Source organism: Streptomyces sp. NPDC058457 (assembly GCF_042720695.1).
GTDB lineage: Bacteria > Actinomycetota > Actinomycetes > Streptomycetales > Streptomycetaceae > Streptomyces.
In genome coordinates this window covers 136034-154909 of record NZ_JBHXLU010000007.1, presented here as the reverse complement: position 1 = coordinate 154909, position 18876 = coordinate 136034, and the positions used below count along the sequence as shown (strand labels likewise).

16 protein-coding genes, 1 tRNA gene and 1 pseudogene are annotated in these 18876 nt (G+C 71.0%); 4 read left to right on the top strand and 14 right to left on the bottom strand.

Translation table 11 applies throughout. From position 1 onward, the window contains the following. Positions 1-19: 19 nt before the first annotated feature. Positions 20-795 (bottom strand): IS5 family transposase gene (locus tag ACFWPS_RS08665; protein WP_383702489.1). Its coding sequence is split into 2 segments (ribosomal slippage): positions 20-487 and positions 490-795, totalling 774 coding nucleotides; the frame shifts between segments, so codons are not numbered across the junction. A 215-nt stretch (positions 796-1010) separates the two neighbouring features. Here ACFWPS_RS08665 and ACFWPS_RS08660 point away from each other — a divergent pair. Beyond that, positions 1011-2186, top strand: coding sequence for a S8 family peptidase (locus tag ACFWPS_RS08660; protein ID WP_383702487.1), 1176 nt, complete (start codon positions 1011-1013; stop codon positions 2184-2186). Between the two features lie 330 nt (positions 2187-2516). Here the strand turns inward: ACFWPS_RS08660 and ACFWPS_RS08655 are convergent, their stop codons facing one another. The 3 genes and pseudogenes from ACFWPS_RS08655 to ACFWPS_RS08645 all read right to left on the bottom strand — a co-directional run. After that, on the bottom strand, positions 2517-4253 hold the full coding sequence (locus tag ACFWPS_RS08655) for a hypothetical protein (RefSeq protein ID WP_383702485.1): 1737 nt from the start codon (positions 4251-4253) through the stop codon (positions 2517-2519). Between the two features lie 34 nt (positions 4254-4287). After that, complete coding sequence (locus tag ACFWPS_RS08650) at positions 4288-7089, bottom strand: hypothetical protein (RefSeq protein WP_383702483.1); 2802 nt, start codon at positions 7087-7089, stop codon at positions 4288-4290. Between the two features lie 355 nt (positions 7090-7444). Further along, a pseudogene (locus ACFWPS_RS08645) lies at positions 7445-7753 on the bottom strand (ISAzo13 family transposase); the annotation flags it as partial. Positions 7754-8580: 827 nt separating this feature from the next. On the opposite strand from ACFWPS_RS08645, the gene ACFWPS_RS08640 reads away from it, so the two are divergent. After that, a complete protein-coding gene (locus ACFWPS_RS08640) occupies positions 8581-9774 on the top strand; it encodes a tyrosine-type recombinase/integrase (RefSeq protein ID WP_383702481.1) in 1194 nt (397 codons plus the stop codon). A 104-nt stretch (positions 9775-9878) separates the two neighbouring features. On the opposite strand, the gene ACFWPS_RS08635 is transcribed toward ACFWPS_RS08640, so the two are convergent. From ACFWPS_RS08635 to ACFWPS_RS08590, 10 genes are all read right to left on the bottom strand, one after another. Beyond that, a tRNA-Pro gene (locus tag ACFWPS_RS08635) sits at positions 9879-9952 on the bottom strand. A gap of 117 nt (positions 9953-10069) precedes the next feature. After that, the gene (locus ACFWPS_RS08630) at positions 10070-10429 is read right to left on the bottom strand and encodes an MmcQ/YjbR family DNA-binding protein (protein ID WP_383702479.1); all 360 of its coding nucleotides are present in this window, start codon (positions 10427-10429) and stop codon (positions 10070-10072) included. Positions 10430-10459: 30 nt separating this feature from the next. Beyond that, a complete protein-coding gene (locus tag ACFWPS_RS08625) occupies positions 10460-10945 on the bottom strand; it encodes a GNAT family N-acetyltransferase (RefSeq protein ID WP_383702477.1) in 486 nt (161 codons plus the stop codon). A gap of 47 nt (positions 10946-10992) precedes the next feature. Continuing rightward, a complete protein-coding gene (locus ACFWPS_RS08620; RefSeq protein ID WP_383702475.1) occupies positions 10993-11595 on the bottom strand; it encodes a helix-turn-helix domain-containing protein in 603 nt (200 codons plus the stop codon). 46 nt (positions 11596-11641) lie between these two features. Beyond that, on the bottom strand, positions 11642-12544 hold the full coding sequence (locus ACFWPS_RS08615) for a LysR family transcriptional regulator (RefSeq protein WP_383702472.1): 903 nt from the start codon (positions 12542-12544) through the stop codon (positions 11642-11644). Between the two features lie 78 nt (positions 12545-12622). Beyond that, positions 12623-13816 (bottom strand): glycine C-acetyltransferase, encoded by a 1194-nt coding sequence (locus ACFWPS_RS08610; protein ID WP_383702470.1) that lies wholly within the window; start codon positions 13814-13816, stop codon positions 12623-12625. A gap of 55 nt (positions 13817-13871) precedes the next feature. Then, positions 13872-14900 carry an L-threonine 3-dehydrogenase gene (gene tdh, locus ACFWPS_RS08605; protein WP_383702468.1) on the bottom strand — a complete coding sequence of 343 codons (1029 nt, stop codon included), beginning with the start codon at positions 14898-14900 and terminating at the stop codon, positions 13872-13874. Positions 14901-15077: 177 nt separating this feature from the next. Further along, positions 15078-15449, bottom strand: coding sequence for a YybH family protein (locus tag ACFWPS_RS08600; RefSeq protein ID WP_383702466.1), 372 nt, complete (start codon positions 15447-15449; stop codon positions 15078-15080). A 44-nt stretch (positions 15450-15493) separates the two neighbouring features. Beyond that, entirely contained in the window at positions 15494-16207 is a 714-nt protein-coding gene (locus tag ACFWPS_RS08595; RefSeq protein WP_383702464.1) for an SDR family NAD(P)-dependent oxidoreductase, read from the bottom strand. A gap of 129 nt (positions 16208-16336) precedes the next feature. Further along, positions 16337-17266 carry a LysR family transcriptional regulator gene (locus ACFWPS_RS08590; protein ID WP_383702462.1) on the bottom strand — a complete coding sequence of 310 codons (930 nt, stop codon included), beginning with the start codon at positions 17264-17266 and terminating at the stop codon, positions 16337-16339. 107 nt (positions 17267-17373) lie between these two features. Here ACFWPS_RS08590 and ACFWPS_RS08585 point away from each other — a divergent pair, with 107 nt between their 5' ends. Both ACFWPS_RS08585 and ACFWPS_RS08580 read left to right on the top strand, forming a co-directional pair. Continuing rightward, the gene (locus tag ACFWPS_RS08585) at positions 17374-17676 is read left to right on the top strand and encodes a muconolactone Delta-isomerase family protein (protein WP_383702460.1); all 303 of its coding nucleotides are present in this window, start codon (positions 17374-17376) and stop codon (positions 17674-17676) included. Beyond that, the gene (locus ACFWPS_RS08580; protein WP_383702458.1) at positions 17673-18872 is read left to right on the top strand and encodes a YbfB/YjiJ family MFS transporter; all 1200 of its coding nucleotides are present in this window, start codon (positions 17673-17675) and stop codon (positions 18870-18872) included. The genes ACFWPS_RS08585 and ACFWPS_RS08580 overlap by 4 nt, the downstream gene beginning before the upstream one ends. The last annotated feature ends 4 nt before the right edge of the window (positions 18873-18876 follow it).

Below are 18876 nucleotides of genomic sequence, written 5' to 3'. Positions count from 1 at the left end.
GTGTATGCCCGCATCGCGATCATGGACGGGTCTTCTTGAGGCGTCTCCAGCAGATGAGGCCGCCGGCAAGGGAGACGAAGGCGTCGTGCAGGTCGAGGCGTCGCTCCCAGCGCACGGCCAGGCGTTTGAAATGGTGCAGGAGCGAGAAAGTCTGCTCGACGACGTAGCGGAGCTTGCCCAGGCCCTTGATGTTCGGGGCACCCTTGCGGGAGATCACTGGCAGGATCCGGCGTCTGCGCAGCTCGCGCCGGTTGGGATTGCTGTCATATCCCTTGTCGCCGAGCAAGGCGTCGGGCCGGCGGCGGGGCCGACCGGGCTTCCCAGCGACCGGCGGGACGCCTTCGACCAGGGCCAGAGTCTGGGTGACGTCGTTGACGTCGGCCGCGGTGGTGATCACCTTGAACGGAGTGCCATGGCCGTCGCAGATCAGATGGTGCTCACTACCCGTCTTCCCGCGGTCGACCGGCGACGGGCCGGTGGCCTCGCCCCCTTTTTTTTCGCGCGGATGCGGGAGGCATCCACGCAGGCCCGGGTCCAGTCGAGGGCGTCGGCCGCGTGCTGCTCGGCGAGCAGGAGATGGTGCAGCTTCTCGAAGACGCCGGCCTCGTGCTGCCGGCCCAGCCGGCGCCAGCAGGTCTGGCCAGAGCCGAAGCCCAGCTCCAGTGGCAGCAGTTGCCAGCTGACATCGTTGTGGAGCACGTACAGGATGCCCTGTAGGCACAGCCGGTCGTCCACCGGCTTCGGCCCGGGAGCCTGCTGCGGCCAGGGCGGCAGCGGAGTATCTGCTGGCCGCATTGAAGTCCCACCAGCGCATGAGTTGGTTCCCGGGCTGGAAGACGTCTTCGGGATGGTGAGGGATTTCGCGCGGCGGGCTGCGGTCGCGCCCCGGTGGCCGAGCATGCACCCCTTACCTACGATCACTTTATGCAATCAAATGAACACGCACAGATGATGTCGTTGGTGGGGGCAACTGCGGCTGGGCCAGCTGCCCGGATGCCGGGAGGGGCGCCGTGACGCCGCCGGCGGGGCCCCGCCCGCACGGCCTGCTCCGTCCGGCGCCCGGTGACACGCCGATCGAGGGGGAGTACCTGGTGACCATGCGCCCCGACGCGGTCAGAGGCGACCCGGAGCGGGCGAGTGTCGAGGCGGCCGGCGCGCTGGCGGGCCGTTACGGCGCGCAGGTCCAGGAGACCTACCACCGTACCGGCGTGGCGTTCCTGGCGGTCATGGATGCCGGGCAGGCTGCCCAGATGGCCGAGGACCCGCAGGTCGAGTTCGTCGAGCAGAACGCGGCCACGCCGGCGCCCGAGGAACTCACCGACGAGCGCGCCACCGTGACCACATCTCCGGGCTCCTGGGGCCTGGACCGGATCGACCAGCGCCACCTGCCCCTGGACGGCGCCTTCTCCCCACCCGCGGTCGACACCTCCACCGTCACGGCGTACGTCGTGGACAGCAAGGTCTACACCGGGCACCAGGAGTTCGGCGGCCGGGCCGAGTTCGCCGCGGAGGTGAGCGGCTACCCGAACGAGTACCAGGTGTGCACGTCGCACGGCACGCATGTGGCCGGGACGATCGCCGGGCGGACCTTCGGCGTCGCCCCCACGGTCCGCATCAAGTCCTTGAACATCGACCGTGCGTGCCCCAGCGGAGGAGCCGAGACCGGCGCCACCTACGCGGCGATGAAGCGGGCGGCCGAGTGGATCGATGCGGACGCCGAACGGACCGGCACGCTCGCCGTGGTCAACCTCAGCTACGGCACCCGCAGCGCAACCATCCACGACGCCATCCGCAACTCCGTGAACCGGAACACCGTGTGGACGGTCTCCGCGGGCAACGACGACGAGGACGCCGGCAACCGCGCCACCGCCGCGCTCATCGTCGCGGCCAGCGACGACAGCGACACCCGCCGGCCCTCCTCCGGATGGGGCCCGGACGTGGACCTGTTCGCGCCGGGCGACAGGATCTGGTCGGCCGGTATCGGCGCCCCCGACGCCACCGAACGCAAGAGCGGGACATCGATGGCCGCCCCGCACGTCGCCGGCGCGGCGGTGCTCTACCGGGCGCAGCACCCTGAGGCATCTGCCCAGGAGGTGATGGACGCGATCACCGCCCAGGCCACACCGGGCGTGGTCCAGGACCCCAAGGGGTCGCCCGACCGGCTCCTGTATGTGGACCCCCGGTAGCCCCGCACAGGACGTCACCGCCGCACGGCACCGACGCCGGCCCGTCTCCCGCGGACCGGCGTCGGCTCCGTACGCGCCTGAGCCCGGCGCGACGTCAACCGCGCACCGCACCGTATTGCGCACAGGAGGGACACCGTGTCCGAACAGCCGGAGGACTGCCTCAAGGTCCTCTCGGTGCCGGACGACGTGCTGATGCCCGAGGTCCGATGACCTGTCGGGACGGTCTTGGCCTCGGGGACCGTCCGTGTGCGGAGTGACGCCCATGGCACGGCTGGTGCAAGGCGGCGGGCCATCGGTGAGCCGGCAGTGGCGGCAGCCGGAGCAGTGCGGTCAGGCTTCGGCATCGTTCTCGATCACCTGTTGTTCCAGCCACCAGACGAGTTGTGTGGCCATATCGCCGACGGAGGAGGGATGCCAGGCGTTGGGATCATGGCTCAACGTCAGGTTGGGGTTGCGTCGAAGCATCCAGATGCTTCCGAACAGGTTGATCTCCCGAAGGAACCGGCCCATCGGGCCGTTCTGCCGCGGGAAGACCGGGTAGTTCGGGAAATCCCGGGCGGCGTCATAGGTGAACCCGTAGTGCTTGAGGAACCGCTCCAGGGCCACCCGCCGTCGCACGGTGAGCGTCCGCTCCCCACCGGGAGCCGTGTCCTCGTAGTAGAGGGTGATCAGCCCGTCGATCTGCTGAATCCCCCGGTTGCGGCTACGGACGTCCTGGACTCCCCAACCGTCGAGGTCGCCCAGCAGGTCGTGCTCGCTGGCTCGGGTGGTGAAGTAGAACTGCAGGCGGGCGGCCGCCGTCGCGGTCGGATTCCAGCGTTCCCACGTCGTGGCGTCGACGTGGAGGGTGGCATCGGCGGCAGCGGCCCCGACGTCCCCCGACCACGTGGCCGCGGCGTAGTTCGTCCCGATCGGGATCTTCAGGAAGTCGACGGTGTCCTCCTTGCGGTCCAGGACGTCCATCGCGACCGCGAGGTGCTGCAGATCGACCCAGCGTCCGTCAGGGGCGACGAAGGCCTGGTAGTCGCGCCCCAGTTGCCATCGGCCGGCGTCGAAGGGGATGTCGTCGAGGTAGACCTTCCCGTGATCGGTGCCGATCACCACGTCGAAGGGGAGGTTCTTGGCGTGCAGGCGCTGCCGGAGCGCGGTGATCCTCGCCCCGAGTGACAGGCTTGAGTTGGCGGTGTCGAACTCGGCAAGGTCGTTGCGGACGAGGGCCCAGTCCACGACGAGGATGTCGAGAGCGTTGGCGGAGGCCCAGGCGGACGTGCCGGCGGGAAGGGTGCTCGCCTTCGTCAGCGGATCACCCACCTCCGGGACGATCCGTGCGGGATCCGTCAGTTCGAACCGGTACCAGAGTCTGTCGTCCGCCTCCTGTTTGTCCTTCACGATGACGCGCGCCGCGGTGCCCGCTTGAACGCCGAGGCTCTTCGCCGTGGTGCTCGGTCCGTCCCGGAAATGCAGCTCGGTGTTGGGCTTGAGCAGGCCGAGGAGGGGAGGCTTGCCCGTGGGGCGGGGCGGCAGCGGGGACGGCGAGCGTCGGGGTGCCGGGGGTGCGACGAGGCGGGAGACGGCGAGCGGCAGACAGACGTAGTACACGAGGAGATGGCGGAAGGGGTCGTCGGACGGCCGGACGGTGACGTGCGGCCGGCGGAACAGCTCGCCCAGATCCACGTCGAAACGCCGCTCGAGCGTCGTCCGGTCCCGGGCCGGCATCCACGAGTAGATCAGTCGCCAGCACGTCTGCGACAGATCGTTCTTCCGCCGCAGGACCAGATAGCCGTCGATCGCCTCCCTGATCTCGTTCGGCGTCAGCGTCAGCCGCTGGTTCTGGAACAGTTCGAAGGTCACCGGGAAGGCCGGACCGGCATCGCTCAGCGGTCCCGTCAAACGGTCCGGCCATGTGGCCCCGGAAGCCCGCGCCAGGTCCAGGAAGGGCGTGACGGCGTCGGCGGCGATCGGCAGAGTGCCGCGCGACAGTATGGCGAGCTTCAGGTGAGCGGGGATGACCCGGTTCGCAGGGTCCGTCCGTCCCTTCCAGAGGACGACCTTCGTCAGCTTCTGCACAGCGCCCCCTGTCGTCGACCGCGCGCGAGGCCCGCTAGTTCGCGGGGACCCAGTTCCCGGAGTCGTCCTGTTTCCACACCGGCAGCTTGTCGTCGGCGCGCAACTTCACGAGCGACGTCGGGACACGGACCTCCCACGGGTCGCCCACCGCCACCTCCTCGCCGGGCGCTCCCTGTGCCTGCCGGATCTCCTCGACGATGGGGACGTACTGGCTGCCGGTGATGTCGGGCGGGTCGCCGCCGTCCCAGATGAGCCCGGTGTCGAGGAAGTACAGCACCGCCTGCTCGAATCCCGGCCGGACCGGAAACACGACACGGGCGGCCCCGGCACGCAGGAAGTCGGCGAAGTCGGGATCGTCGAGGTCGTCGAGGAGCGAGCGGTACTGCCAGGTCGCCTTGTCCGCCCAGAAGTACGGGTAGAAGAAATAGACGAGGTGGTCCCACTCGAAGGCCTGCTCGAAGAAGCGGACGTACTTGCCCTGCTGGGAGGTCCGGACGAGATTGAGCTGAGGGCGGCCCGCCGGATCGGTGCTGAGTGCCCCGAAGGCGTCGAACTGCTGGGCGGTGAGCTCGGTGACGCAGGCCTTGCGCAGCTCGGCGAGGATCGTCGCCCGGTTGGCGGCCGGGTTGCGGCCCGTGACCGTCACTCCGCCCGCGGCGGCTGCCTCGGCCAGCGCCTGCTCGTACTCGGACTTACGCGTCAGATAGGCCTGCTGGATGGCCGCGTAAGCCTTCTCCTGCCACTGCGCCCAGGCGCGGTCCGTCCGTTCGGCCAGAATCTCCAGGGTCGCCGTGACGGCGTTGACCTTGCTGGCGAACAGGCCTACGGCCAAAGACCCCTCCTCGCCCGCCAGCAACGTCGTATCCCCTGGAGCCAGGCTCGCGTTGGCGACGATGATGCGGATGAACGGCGTTTGGTCGCTCGGATAGTTCCAGGCCGCCGCAGTGCCCGCCCAGGTGGCCGCGTAGCCCTCGTCCACCACGACCGTGCCCGACTTCGTGAACAGATGCGGGTCCGCCGCCACGGTCACGTCCCAGGCCTGTGAGATGGTCTTGTGCAGGGCCGGCGGCGGATCGATTCCGGTCGCCCCGTACGCCTGCGCGTAGACGAGGTAGTTGCCCTCGTCCAGGTCACCGGGGGTGATGGTGAGCGCCGGCGGCTTGCTGATCTGCACCGCCTCGGCCCGCCCTCGTTGCTGCGCCCAGATGTAGAAGGCAGCGGGTTCGGGCGCGACGACGTCGAAGAGCATGCGCTTGCCGTAGTTGTACAGCTGGGCCTGGGACACCTTGTCGACCCACTGGTACACGCCGCTGATGTTGTCTGCGCCGGTGCCGCTGTTGTCGAACCCGTGGGAGTACGTCTCCTCGAACTCCCGGATCGTCGTCTGGACCGACACGGTTCTGGTCTTCTCGCTCAGCTTGCTCACCGCACGGTCGATGACGTCCTTGCTGAACTCGCTCGCCTGCTTCGTCGACTGCTCGGTGACCTGTTGGTAGGAGCCCTGCAGGTCGGCCTTGACCTCGACAAACGGCCCGTACTTCGCGTCCACCGTGAGCCCTGCCTTGACCTGTGCGTCGGTCTTCACCGTGTCGCTGGTCTCCCGCTTGAGCGAGAACCGGTCGGTGGACTGGGTGTCGCGCTCCTCCTCCTTCTGCGTCTCCGACTCGACCGTGAACTGCTGCTCGTCGCGTTCGAGCCGGCGGGTGTCCCGGGAGAGGTGCTCCCGCCGCAGGATGTTCTCGATGTGCGTGACCTCGCCCGCCTCGTACGCCTTGACGTGCTCCCGCACCAGCAGCAGGTCGCCGACGCCCACCGGGTGCACGGTGCCGTGGGTCGTGGGCAGCGTGTCCTTCGGATCCGTCCCCACGACCGGGAGCGGTTCGTAGAAACCCGAGCCGATACGCGTCACCCGGCCGGTCTCGGCGAGGTCGAGCTTGGCCAGCGCCCGGGTCACATCGCCCCGGGCCTGTGTCAACCTCCCGGTCACGGCGGGAACCGGGGTCGCGACCGGGTCTCCGGCGAGGTCGAGGATCGTGCGTCGTGCGGCCTCGGGCAGGCCCGCCGCCACCGCCTGCGGTAACTGCCAACGCGGCGGCCCGGCCAACTCCGACAGCACGTCCTGTGCGGCGAGTGCGCCCTCGCCGCCATCCGGCGCGGCCTGGGACGACCGGGCTCGAACACCGATCACCGGTTCGGTGAAGGCCGTGCGTGCCGTTCGTACGACGGCGTCGATGGCGGCGTCGATCTCGGCCAGCCGTTGCCGCAAAGGCGCGCGCGGGTCCTCGCCGGGACCGTCCCCGCCGTCCGCTGCGGCGGTCGGGACGGTACGTGTCACGGCGTCGGGCAGGCTCACCGTGGGAGTGCGCGGAGGATCCTGCCCGCCGACCGCCAGGCGCAGCGCGGTGTACCCGCTCCGGGCGGTCATCAGCGCGGCGATGTCCGCGCTCGCCGGGTCCGAGAGCAGCGTCTGGCCGAGCAGCGTGTCGTCCAGCCGCCGAACGTCCGCCGCGAACTCCCCGGACGCCACGACCTTCTGGGGATCGGCGTGCAGAACGTCCCGAGCCCGGCGCAGCACGTCCGACGCGTGGCGGTCACCCTCGGTGAGCCACTCGCCGAGCGCCAACAGGGCAGACCCGTAAGTGAGTTCTGCGGGAGACGCACACGGCGGGTGGGCGGCGCGCCACTGCGCGAGAACGTCCCTCCGGCCGGCCACCAGATCGCCCTGCCCCTTGGCCACCACGGCCAGTTGCGCGAGCAGGTCGGGACTGGGCTGCAGCGCCTGCGCCTGCGCCTGCGCCGCGGGACGCACCATCACCAGCCTGAGCAGATCTTCCATTGCGCGCTCCTCGCCCGGTGCCCACCCCGACAACCGGATCCGCCGACAGTCCTGCCTTACAGGTAGAGAAGCGTCGAGCCGCCTTTGATACATCGGCGCTGTCGCCGACCTGGGGTTCGTCGGACTCGACGCTGCCTGCGCATGAACTACGGTGGGATTCGCCAGCACCTCCGTCGAGCGCTGTTCCGGTGAATGGACCGCTGCCATGCTCAGGCGAGACCGGTGCGCTTTCAGGCGCTCTCGTCGCCGAGCACGGCGGCTGCCGCGATCTCGCGGTACCGACGCCTGTATGCGCGGGACGTGGCGGTCGAACGTGATGGGGCCTGGGCGCAGATGGCCCGCGCGTACACCGCGGGCCTTCCTCCCGCAGCAGGTTGCCGACGGTGTCGGCGGAGACGCGGTGACCCTGCCGGGGCAGCTCTGCTGCCAGGTTCCGGGTCGAATTCGTCGTCCAGCGCAGCGGCGACATCGGGTCGTCTCGCTCATCGGGCACGACCGACGCCGGCAGCGCCGGCCGCAGTCCCGGGTCCAGCTCGGTCGCCTTCTTCCGGCCTCCGCCTTCCCGGCGGACTCGACCCAACGGGTCCTGGCCGGTCTCCAGTTCACACATCTTGCGCGAGATCGTGCTCTCCTGGACTGCGGCCGCACGGGCGACGTGTCTGATTCAGCCGTCAGCAGCTGGGCGGGGAACCCGGCGCAGGGTCAACGGTACTTCCGCGCCGCTGACAGGTCTTCACCTGGTGAGCTTCGTACGCCACAATGGCTTCAATTCCGCTCGGGGGATTTGGACGCCCCTCCCCGCACGAACTCGGGTTCGCCAGCCGAGAGAGTCGGATGCGAGGCGCTTCCATAAACGACGTCGGAGATGTGCCGACGTAACGCGTTGTGGAAGGCGGTTGGAGCCCGAAGCTCCCTGGACCGAGAGGATCTTGTGCGCATGGCGAGCACTATCGACCCGTGAGGGCACGGCCGCTGCTCGGCCTGGTTTCAGGGGGCGCTCTGATACCCGTCGCAGTGGCCTACCCGTGGGTTGCTCTCATCCCTCTGTTCAGCGCGCTGGCCATACTGGCATGCGTCGTGATCCCTGGCGTCTGGTCTGCGAAGCCAGATCGGCGGCGGGATGCCCGCGCCATGACCGAACTACTGCTTGGCATGCCTCCTCGGAGGCGTCGGTGACCCGTGCTCAGACGTGCCGTCACGGGGCTGGCCACAGGCCGGTGCGGAGCTGTGCTCCCCGCTCCCGCGGGGTTGGTCTCGCGCCTGGCTCGTCTTCGCCTTCCCTCTTGGTGTGTTCCTGGCACCGACGGGGACGGTCCCTCGTCCAGTCTCGGCCGCTACAGTTCCTCGGGCACCTGGCTGTACGCCAAGGAACCCGTCCTCAAGCCGAGGCGAACAGGACGTCGGAGCGCCGCATAAAGGGGTCGCTGCTGCTCAAAGGCGGCGAGGCGTGTCTTGTGATGGCGGGGTGACGGCATCCGCCCTCACCCCGCCATGATCCGCCAGCTGAAACGCCGGAGGACGACGCCGCCATCGCGGAGCCGACCCACTCCCCCACTTGAGGCGAGCATCGTCGCTCCTCGTACTCCTGAGCGCGGTCGTCTCTACCGACGCTGCGGCTGCCGGCGACCCGACGGCCGCCAGTTCGGCGCGGCCTGCCCAAACTCAAGGGTCGAACGTGCCGGACTGTACGCCGACGAGGAGCTGACCCTCGCCGCCTATCTGACCGACTGGCTCCGCACGAAAGAGGAGACGCTCAAGCCCACCACGTGCGTCCGATACCGCGACTACGTCCGCGCCGACCTCATCCCCTCCTTCGGACGCATCGCCCTTCAAAATCTTCGTCCGCGGCACATCACCGCTTGGCAGGAGGCCGAGTTCGCTCGCGCGCGGGGGCGCACCACCATCTACCGGATCGGCGCCACTCTCTCCAGCTCCCCCGGCGCCGCCGTACGCGCCCGGCTGATCGCGGACAACCCGTGCCGGCACGCGATGACGCCCGGGCCCACGGCGCAGGAGCGGACCTGCTGGAACCCCACCCAAGCCGCCGCGTTCCTGCGCCACAACCACACCCATTGCGGCGACCAGTCGGCCGACCTGTTCGAGCTGCTGCTCGGCACCGGTATGCGCCGTGGCGAGGCCCTCGGCCTGCACTGGACGGATGTCCACCGGTCCGAGAAGACCCTGCTGATGCGCTGGAACCTCGCTGCCGTCAACAACGACCGGCTCTACCTCGGCCACCCGAAGACCAAGGCGGGCCGGAACTGGGTGAGCCTCTTCCCGCGCGTCGCCGCCGCGCTGGAGCGCCGGGCGACGCTGGCCCGGGCAGGTCAGCCTCCGGCCACCACGCTGGAAGGCCTGGTCTTCTGCCAGCCGGACGGCTGCCCGCTGCGCCCGCAAGGTGTCCTGACCGAGCTGCGCCGGCGGTCTGAGGAGATCGGCCTGCCCCGGATCAGGGTCCACGACCTGCGTCACACTGCCGCCACCATCATGATCAGCTCACGGTCTGCGCTGGCCGTGGTCTCCAAGACGCTGCGCCACTCGACTCTGTCCACCACTGTCAACCTCTACGGCCACCTGCTGCCCCACGCCGCCCGCGACGCCATCACCACCATCGACAAGGCCCCAACACGCGCCGACCGCCAACACCAGCAGACCGCTCCGGCGTCAGAAAACCGGGCAGCTTGATACCGGTCGCCGGACGTCGTCGACTGCCATCACTCCGCCATCACCTGTCACACGAACGCACTCAGCGGGCCTGCCATTGTCGACAGACCCGCTGGTGAACACCGTCGGGACGACAGGATTTGAACCTGCGACCCCTTGACCCCCAGTCAAGTGCGCTACCAAGCTGCGCCACGTCCCGGTGTCGTTTGACCTGGGGTTTCCCCGGTCGAAACGCGCAAGGAAACAATACCGCACTCGGCTCGGTGGTCGCGCACGCCTTTTGTCCCGGCCGGCCGCAGCGGCGCGGGGCGGGTGTTCAGCTCCCGCCCGGCAGCCCCAACTCCGGGTAGGAGTCCAGGAGTCGGGTCGGGGCCGCCTGCCTCCAGGAGTCGGCGAGGATGTCGCGCAGTTCGTCCTCGCTCTCCAGCGCGGCGAGCCGGACCCGGACCCAGGCGAACTGGGCCTCGTGGTCGGCGATCCAGAACTTGGCCGGCTCGGCGAGCACCAGTTCGTCGCGCTCCTCCTTGGGACAACGCACGGCGATGGAGGTCTCGTCCTCGGGCAGCGTGGCGAACATCTTCCCGGCGACCCGGAACGTGGGCATGCTCCAGGCGATCTTCTCGCTGGTGTCCGGCAGGGACAGGGCGACGCGGCGTACGTCTTCGGCTTCCGGCATGTCCCGAACCGTAGCCCCTGCCACTGACAGTCACCCGGCGGGAGCACCCACGCGCTTGTAGTAGAGGGTCGTCGGGCGCAGCACCCCGTGGGGGTCGAGGGCGTAGTCGGGGATGACCCCGGCGCGGGTCCAGCCGGCCGAGCGGTAGAGGTGCTCGGCGGGGCTGTCCGTCTCGGTGTCCAGATGGAGCAGGGTGATCCCGGCGGCGACCGCGGCCTCCTCGGCGACGGCCAGCAGCCCGCGTCCGATGCCCTGACCGCGGGCGTCGCGGTGGACCATGAGCTTCACCAGCTCGGCGCGGTGCGGGCTGTTGGGCTTGTCGAGATGGGGGAAGGCCAGGCCGACCGTGCCGACGGCCCGGCCGGCGTCGTCCAGCGCGACCCAGACGGCGAGCCGCCCTGCGGCCACGGCGGCCGCCCGCCCCCGCCACCAGGCGACGGCCCGCTCCCGCTCGAAGGGGGCGAGGAAGCCGACGGACGCCCCTCCGTTCACGGTGTCGGCAAGGAGCTCGGCCAACTCCCCAACCCTCTTAGGCAGTTGCTCCGCCCCCAGGCGCAGTGTCCTCACGGCCGCACCACCGCCAGCACGTACCGCGTCTCCCCCGGTCCGGCACACCGGAACCGCGTCGGCCCCCACACCCGCAGCCGCAGGCAGTCACCGACGTCCAGGAGCTGCTCGGCGCCCTCCGCCGTCACGGCGAGGCTCCCGTCGAGCACCCAGATGTGCTGCTCAAGCCCGGGCACCGGCGGACGGTCGTAGGCGATATCCGCCCCCGCCGAGAGCCGGCCCTCGACGAGTTCGCCGCGCAGTCCGCCGTGCGGCGGCGACACGGAGCGTCGTACGAAACCGGAGGCGCGGTCCTCCCACACCTGCTGTTCGGCGGCGCGCAGCACGGCCGCGGGTTCCGCCTCGACCTCACTGAGCAGCTGGGACATGGTCCGGCCGTAGACGTTGCAGAGGCGGTTCAGGAGGGCCGCCGTGGGGCTGGTCTCGGCCCGTTCGGCCCGGGACAGGGTGGACCTGCTCACTCCGCTGCGCTCCGCCAACTCGCCCAGGGACCAGCCGTGTTCGGCCCGCAGCTCGGCGAGGCGGCGGCCTAGACGGGCGTCGACAGGGTCGGGGGTGACCGGATCTGGGACGACCGGATCTGGGACGGCATGTTTCATATCCGGGACGATATCCCTGATGTGAAACGCCGGCGTTAAGGACGGCTCACATCCGTGCCGCCTCGCCCAGGGCCGTCAGCACCGGGCGGATCAGCGGATGTCCCTCGGCTCCGCGTCGTACGGCCGCGAAGACGCGGCGGGTCGGGGCGACGCCGTCGACGGGGCGTACGACCACGCCGGTCAGGTCCATGCCGCGCAGCGCCGAGCGCGGGACGAGGGCCACGCCCGCGTCGGCCGAGGCCAGGGCCACCACGGCGCGGAAGTCGTCGGAGGAGTGTTCGAGGCGGGGCTGGAAGCCGGCGCTCTCGCAGGCCAGGACGACCACGTCGTGACAGGGGTTGCCGGGGTACGGGCCGATCCAGGTGTCCTTGGCCAGTTCGGCGAGGGGGACCTCGCAGGCCTCAGCCAGCCGGTGGTGGAGCGGGACGACGGCGTCGAAGGGCTCGGCGTACAGGGGTACGTGGGTGAGCCGGGGGTCGTCGGCGGGCGGGGCTCCTCGGTACTCGACCGCGACCGCGACGTCGACCTGCCGGTCCAGGACCATCGGGAGGCTGGCGTCGCCCTCGGCGTCCTGGACGCGGATGCGGATGCCGGGGGCGGTGCGGGCGAGCTGGGCCACGGCCGGGGCGACCACCTGGGCAATGCCGGTGGCGAAGGCGGCGACGGTGACCGTGCCGGCCTCGCCGGAGCCGTATGCGGCGAGCTCGGCCTCGGCCCGCTCCAGCTGGGCGAGGACCGCGTTGGCGTGGGCGAGCAGGATCTCGCCGGCCGGAGTCAGCCGTACACCCTTGGCACCGCGCTCGACCAGGCGGTGGCCGGTCTCCTGCTCAAGGGCCGTCAGCTGTTGGGAAACGGCCGAGGGGGTCAGATACAGCGCGGCGGCAGCCGCCGTCACCGTGCGGTGGTCGGCCACCGCACGGAGGATGTGGAGCCGCCGCGCCTCGATCATGGGATTGATTATCGCAATATGTCGGCGCTGCTCGGGCCGCCGGGCCGGCTCGGCCCAGCGGCCCGGCGTCCCGTCGGCTCAGCCCGCCAGCTCGGCCCGGGCCGCGACGAAGGCGTCCACCGCGCGGTCGACGTCGTCCGTCGAGTGGGCCGCGGACAGCTGGACCCGGATCCGGGCCTTCCCCTGCGGGACCACCGGGTACGAGAAGCCGATCACGTACACGCCCCGCTCAAGGAGCAGCTCCGCCATCCGGCCGGCCACGGCCGCGTCGCCGATCATCACGGGGGCGATGGCGTGGTCGCCGGGGAGGATGTCGAAGCCCTCCTCGGTCATCCGGCGGCGGAACAGGGCGGTGTTCTCGGCGAGCCTGACCCGCAGGTCGTCCGCCGACTCCAGCAGGTCGAGGACCTTCAGGGAGGCCGCCGCGATCACCGGGGCGAGGGTGTTGGAGAAGAGGTAGGGGCGGGAGCGCTGGCGGAGCAGGGCAACGATCTCGGCGTGGGCCGCGACATAGCCGCCGGAGGCGCCGCCGAGCGCCTTGCCGAGGGTGCCGGTGATGATGTCGACGCGGTCCATCACGCCGTGCAGCTCAGGAGTGCCACGGCCGGACGGGCCGACGAAGCCGACGGCGTGCGAGTCGTCGACCATGACCATCGCGTCGTAGCGGTCGGCGAGGTCGCAGATCTCGCGCAGCGGGGCCACATAGCCGTCCATGGAGAAGACGCCGTCGGTGACGACCAGCCGGCGCCGGGCGCTCTGTGCCTCCTTCAACTGCCGTTCCAGGTCCTCCAGGTCGCGGTTGGCGTAGCGGAGGCGGCGGGCCTTGGAGAGGCGGATGCCGTCGATGATGGAGGCGTGGTTGAGGGCGTCGGAGATCACCGCGTCCTCCTCGCCGAGCAGGGTCTCGAAGACACCGCCGTTGGCGTCGAAGCAGGAGGAGTAGAGGATCGTGTCCTCCTGGCCGAGGAACGCCGAAAGCCGCGCCTCCAGCTCCTTGTGGACCTCCTGGGTGCCGCAGATGAAGCGGACCGAGGCCATGCCGTAGCCCCAGCGGTCCAGGGCCTCGTGGGCGGCGGCGACCACCTCGGGATGGTCGGCGAGGCCGAGGTAGTTGTTGGCGCAGAAGTTGAGGACCTCGCCGGGACGGCCGCCTGCGGTGACGGCGACGGTCGCGGACTGCGGGGTGCCGATCACACGCTCGGGCTTGTGCAGTCCGGCGGCGCGGATCTCGTCGAGGGTGGCGCGCAGGTCGTCGCGCACGGAGTCGAACATCATCGGTCCTTGGGTGTCGTCAGCGGGTCCGTCAGCGGTTCCGTCAGTGGGTCCGTCAGTGGGTCCAGTCGAGGATGACCTTGCCGCCGCGGCCGCTCGCCGCGTCGGCGAAGGCCGCCTCGAAGTCGCGGTAGCCGTAGCGGCCGGTGATCACGGGGGCGAGGTCGAGTCCGCCTTCCAGCAGCACCGACATCGCGTACCAGGTCTCGAACATCTCACGGCCGTAGATGCCCTTGATGGTGATCATCGAGGTGACGATCCGGGCCCAGTCGACGGGGAACTCCTGGGCGGGCAGCCCGAGCACGGCGATCCGGCCGCCGTGCGTCATGTTGGCGATCATGTCCCGCATGGCCTCGGGCCGGCCGGACATCTCCAGGCCGATGTCGAAGCCCTCGCGCAGCCCCAGTTGCCGCTGTCCGTCGGCGATTCCCGCCTGCGACACGTTCAGGGCGAGGCTCACGCCGATCTTGCGGGCGAGTTCGAGGCGCTCCTCGCTGACGTCGGTGATCACGACGTGCCGGGCGCCCGCGTGCCGGGCCACGGCGGCGGCCATGAGACCGATCGGCCCCGCGCCGGTGATCAGGACGTCCTCGCCGACCAGCGGGAAGGAGAGCGCGGTGTGCACGGCGTTGCCGAACGGGTCGAAGATCGCGGCCACGTCGAGGTCGACGGGGACCCGGTGCACCCAGACGTTGCCGGCGGGCAGCGCGACGTACTCGGCGAACGCGCCGTCCCGGCCCACGCCGAGGCCGACCGTGGCGCGGCACAGATGGCGCCGCCCGGCCTGGCAGTTGCGGCACTTGCCGCAGACGAGGTGGCCCTCGCCGCTGACCCGGTCGCCGACCTTGATGTCGGTGACGTCCCGGCCGGTCGCCGCGACCTCGCCGACGAACTCGTGCCCGACCACGAGCGGGGTGGTGATCGCCTGCCGGGCCCAGCCGTCCCAGGCCCGGATGTGCAGATCGGTGCCGCAGATGCCGGTCCGCAGAACCTTGATCAGTACGTCACCTGGACCGACCGCGGGCTCCGGCACGTCCGTGAGCCACAGCCCGGGCTCCGCCTTCTCCTTGACCAGCGCCTTCAACGCTACGGCTCCTGTGCGTGAGGTCCCGGCCGCGGGGTCGCCGAAGCGGCCCGCGACCGGGGAGGGGGGTGGAATCTCCCTGCAATCTGCCGCACCCGGGCGCATCGGTCCATCGAGGATTTCTTAAGCGCCGCCGCAGCTCCGCTTCACACCCCCGGAACACCCGGCAGGACAGGGCTAGTCGAGGCGCGAGACCTGATAGTGGGCGATGCGCCAGTCTGCGCCCGTCCGGGTGACGAGGACCGAGAGCTTGACGTCCAGCGGGGGCCGGTCCGTGAACGAGAACTCGACGGCCAGGTAGCCGAGGACGACGCCGTCGGCGGGCCGCCTGGTCTCCAGGACGCGGTACGCCGCCTTCATGCCGAGGGGCTGGGAGTCGTAGTACGCGGCGACGCCCTGCCGTCCGACACTGTAGGGGTGCAGCCCCTGGAAGACGGCGTCCTCGGTGAACTCGGCCGCGACGCGCTCGGGCCGGTGTGCGTCGACGGCCGCCTTCCACCGGTCGAGCACTGCGCCCAGGATCGCCGTGTCGTCCGTCGTGCTGGTCATGTCCGCTCCTTGGTGGTGACGTGGTGCCGTGTCGTGCCCTGCCGTCAGTGTCCGGCGCTCATACCGCCGTCGACGTGCAGGATCTCGCCGGTGACGAACGGCGCGGTCTCCAGGAAGAGCACCGCGTCGACGATGTCGCTCACTTCACCCATCCGGCCGACCGGGTGCAGGGCGGCGAGGAACTCGTGGGTCTCCGCCGGGTGCATCGGGGTCTTGATGGTGCCGGGCGACACCGCGTTGACGCGGATGCCACGGGTGGCGTACTCGATCGCCAGGGACTTGGTCGCGGACTGCAGACCGCCCTTGGTCAGCGAGGCCAGGACGGAGGGGACCCGGGCGTCCGGGCTGTCGACCAGGCTGGTGGTGACGCTGACGACGTGTCCGCCGCCCTGGGCGAGCAGGTGCGGGACCGCCTGCTGGGTGAGGTGGAAGAAGCCGGCGACGTTGATGCCGGTCACGGCGGCGTAGTCCGCGGCCGTGTACTCGGTGAACGGCTTCGCGACGAAGACGCCGGCGTTGTTGACCACGGTGTCGATACGGCCGAACCGCTCGACGGCGGCGGCCACGACCCGCTCCGCGGTCGCCGGGTCGGCGATGTCGCCCTGGACGGTCAGAACGCCGGCGTCGTCGGCGGGGGCGATGGTGCGCGAGGTGGCGACGACCGCGAAGCCGAGCTTGCGGTAGCCCTCGACGAGGGCGGCGCCGATGCCCTGCGATGCGCCGGTGACGATCGCGACCTTCTGCTGCTGCGTGCTCATGATGACCTTCTCCGTAGTGGCTGACCGGTTACTAGCCGACCGGTCGACTATTTGGAAGGTAGGCCGGGCCCGTCAGGGGCGCCAGGATCGGCTTCCTCCCGGCTGGGAGGCACGGCCTCCCAGCGCAGCTCAGCCGTGGAGTGCGTACGGGTCGCCGGCGGGCAGCCAGGCGTCCGGGGCGTGGATCCCGAGGTCGCCGACGCCCTCGCTCAGGGCGTCGACGGCGGCCAGGACGCCGGCGCGGTCCTCGCCCGCGCGCCAGACCAGGGACCAGGTCCAGTACACCTTCGGGGCGACGATCTCGCGGCGGACCAGGTCGGGCGGGAGCGGAGAGGTCTGGCCCTTGGGCGAGTTGAGGACGGGCCGGGTGCAGCGCCGGACGTGGTCGAAGTAGGCGGGGCCGGTGACGGCACCGTCGGAGATGCGCACCGCGCGGGCGCCAACAGCCTGCGTGAGCTCCTCGGCATACCCGTTCCAGGAGGCCCAGGAGGTGATGTCGTCGTCGATCAGGACGTCGGCGTCCCGGGCCGGCAGGTCGCTCGTGTCGGTGCCCTTCGCGACGGCGTACAGCCGGTCCGCGCCGATCAGCCGGGCCCGCAGCCCGAGCCGTTCGAGGTCCTCGGTACGGACCCAGCAGACGGCGAGGTCCAGGCTGCCGTCGGCGACCCGGGCGGCCTGGGTGTGGGAGGGCGCGACCCAGGCGTCCACATGCACCCGGGCCACCGCGGCCGTCCGCGAACCGAGGTCCGGTGGAAGCCAGTTGACGTACCCGAGCCGTACCGGCCGGGAGCCCGAGAACCGGCCCGCCCGGCGCTTGAGGTCGTCGGCCCGCTCCAGCAGGTCCCGGGTGTGCGGGAGCAGCGCGGCGCCGGCCGGGGTGAGGGAGACCGAGCGGCGGTCCCGGTCGAACAGCCGGACGCCCAGGTCCCGTTCGAGCGCCTTGATCTGCTGGGAGAGCGAGGGGCCCGCGATGAGCAGCCGCTCGGCGGCCCGGCCGAAGTTGAGCTCCTCGGCGACCGCGACGAAGTACCGCAGCTGGCGCAGTTCCACGCGCGTCATGCTACGCGCGCTGGGAGGCTGTGCCTCCCAGCAGCGAGCCCGCCGGTCGTGGCACCGGTGCCGGCGGCGGCGCAGGATGGAGTCACCGGCAACCGAGGGAGCACATCGTGCGAGAGTTCCTGGTCGAGATCACCACCGACATCCCCGAGGGCACGGGCCAGGACGAGGTCGACCGGCGGCGGGCCGCGGAGGCCGTCCGTGCGCGGGAACTGGCCGCGACCGGTCATCTGGCCCGGCTGTGGCGCCCGGTGGGCGAGTTGCGCAGCATCGGTGTCTGGCGGGCCGCCGACGAGGAGGAACTCCACGAGAAGGTGCTCGGCACCCTGCCGCTGCGTCCGTGGATGACGCTCACCGTCACCCCGCTGGAGTCCCACCCCAACGACCCGGGCCGGGTCGACGGGAGCCGATGACCACCTCTCCCTGGGCCCATGTCGCCAGGGCCGCCGCCGCACTCGCCGCGGGCATGGGCGTCGGCCGCTTCGTCTACACCCCGATCCTGCCCCTGATGCACGCCCAGGCGGGCCTGTCCGCCGGTGCCGGGGCGAACCTGGCCACCGCCAACTACGCCGGCTACCTCGTCGGCGCGCTCGCCGGCACCCTGGCCCCCGCGCTGGTCCGGTCCCGTGCCGTGCTGCGCGGCTCCCTGATCCTGCTCACCGCCACGCTCGCCGCGATGCCCCTCACCCACAGCACGGCGGTGTGGGCCGCGCTGCGGCTGCCGGCCGGAGCGGCGAGCGCCCTGGTGTTCGTGATCGCGGTCGCCTCGCTGCTGCACCATCTGCGGGAGCACCCGGCGCACCTGCCCGGCTGGGCCTTCGGCGGGGTGGGCGCCGGCATCGCCCTGTCCGGCCTGCTGGTCCTGGCCCTGCGGTCGGTCTCCGACTGGCGGACGGCCTGGTGGGCGGCGGCCGCGCTCACCGGAGTGCTGGCCGTGGCCGCGTGGCGGCTACGGCCCGAGGACGCGCCGGCCGCGACGGCGGCCGGGAACCGGTCCGGGGCCCGCATCCGTCGCTGGTTCGGCGCGCTGTTCCTCAGCTACTTCCTGGAGGGTGTCGGCTACATCGTCGCCGGTACCTTCCTGGTCGCGGCGATCGGCCAGGGCTCCCCCGGCTGGGTCGGCAGCGGCGCGTGGGTGCTCGTGGGGCTCGCCGCCGTACCGTCCTCGGCGCTGTGGGCCCGGCTCGGGCGCCGCTGGTCCCGCCCGGGCCTGCTGCTCACCGCGCTCACTATCCAGGCGGCCGGCATCGCACTGCCCGCGCTGACCGGAAATACGGCCGCCGCCCTCGGCTCGGCCGTGCTGTTCGGCGCCACGTTCCTGGGTGTGAGCACCCTCGCCCTGGCCACGGGGGCACAACTACGCTTCCCGCGCTCCGTCGCCCTGCTGACCGCCGGATACTCCGTCGGCCAGATCCTCGGCCCCCTGGTCGTCGCCCCGCTGCTGCGCCACGGCTACCACCAGGCCCTGCTGCTGGCCGCCCTGGTGGTTCTCGCGGCCGCCGTCGCGGCCGCCGTGCTGCGAATCGGCTTCCCGCACCACATGGGCGGGGACCACACAGTGCCGGTACGACAGCGGCAACCTGCCCCGGCCGAGGCCACTCACCCCTAGGCCG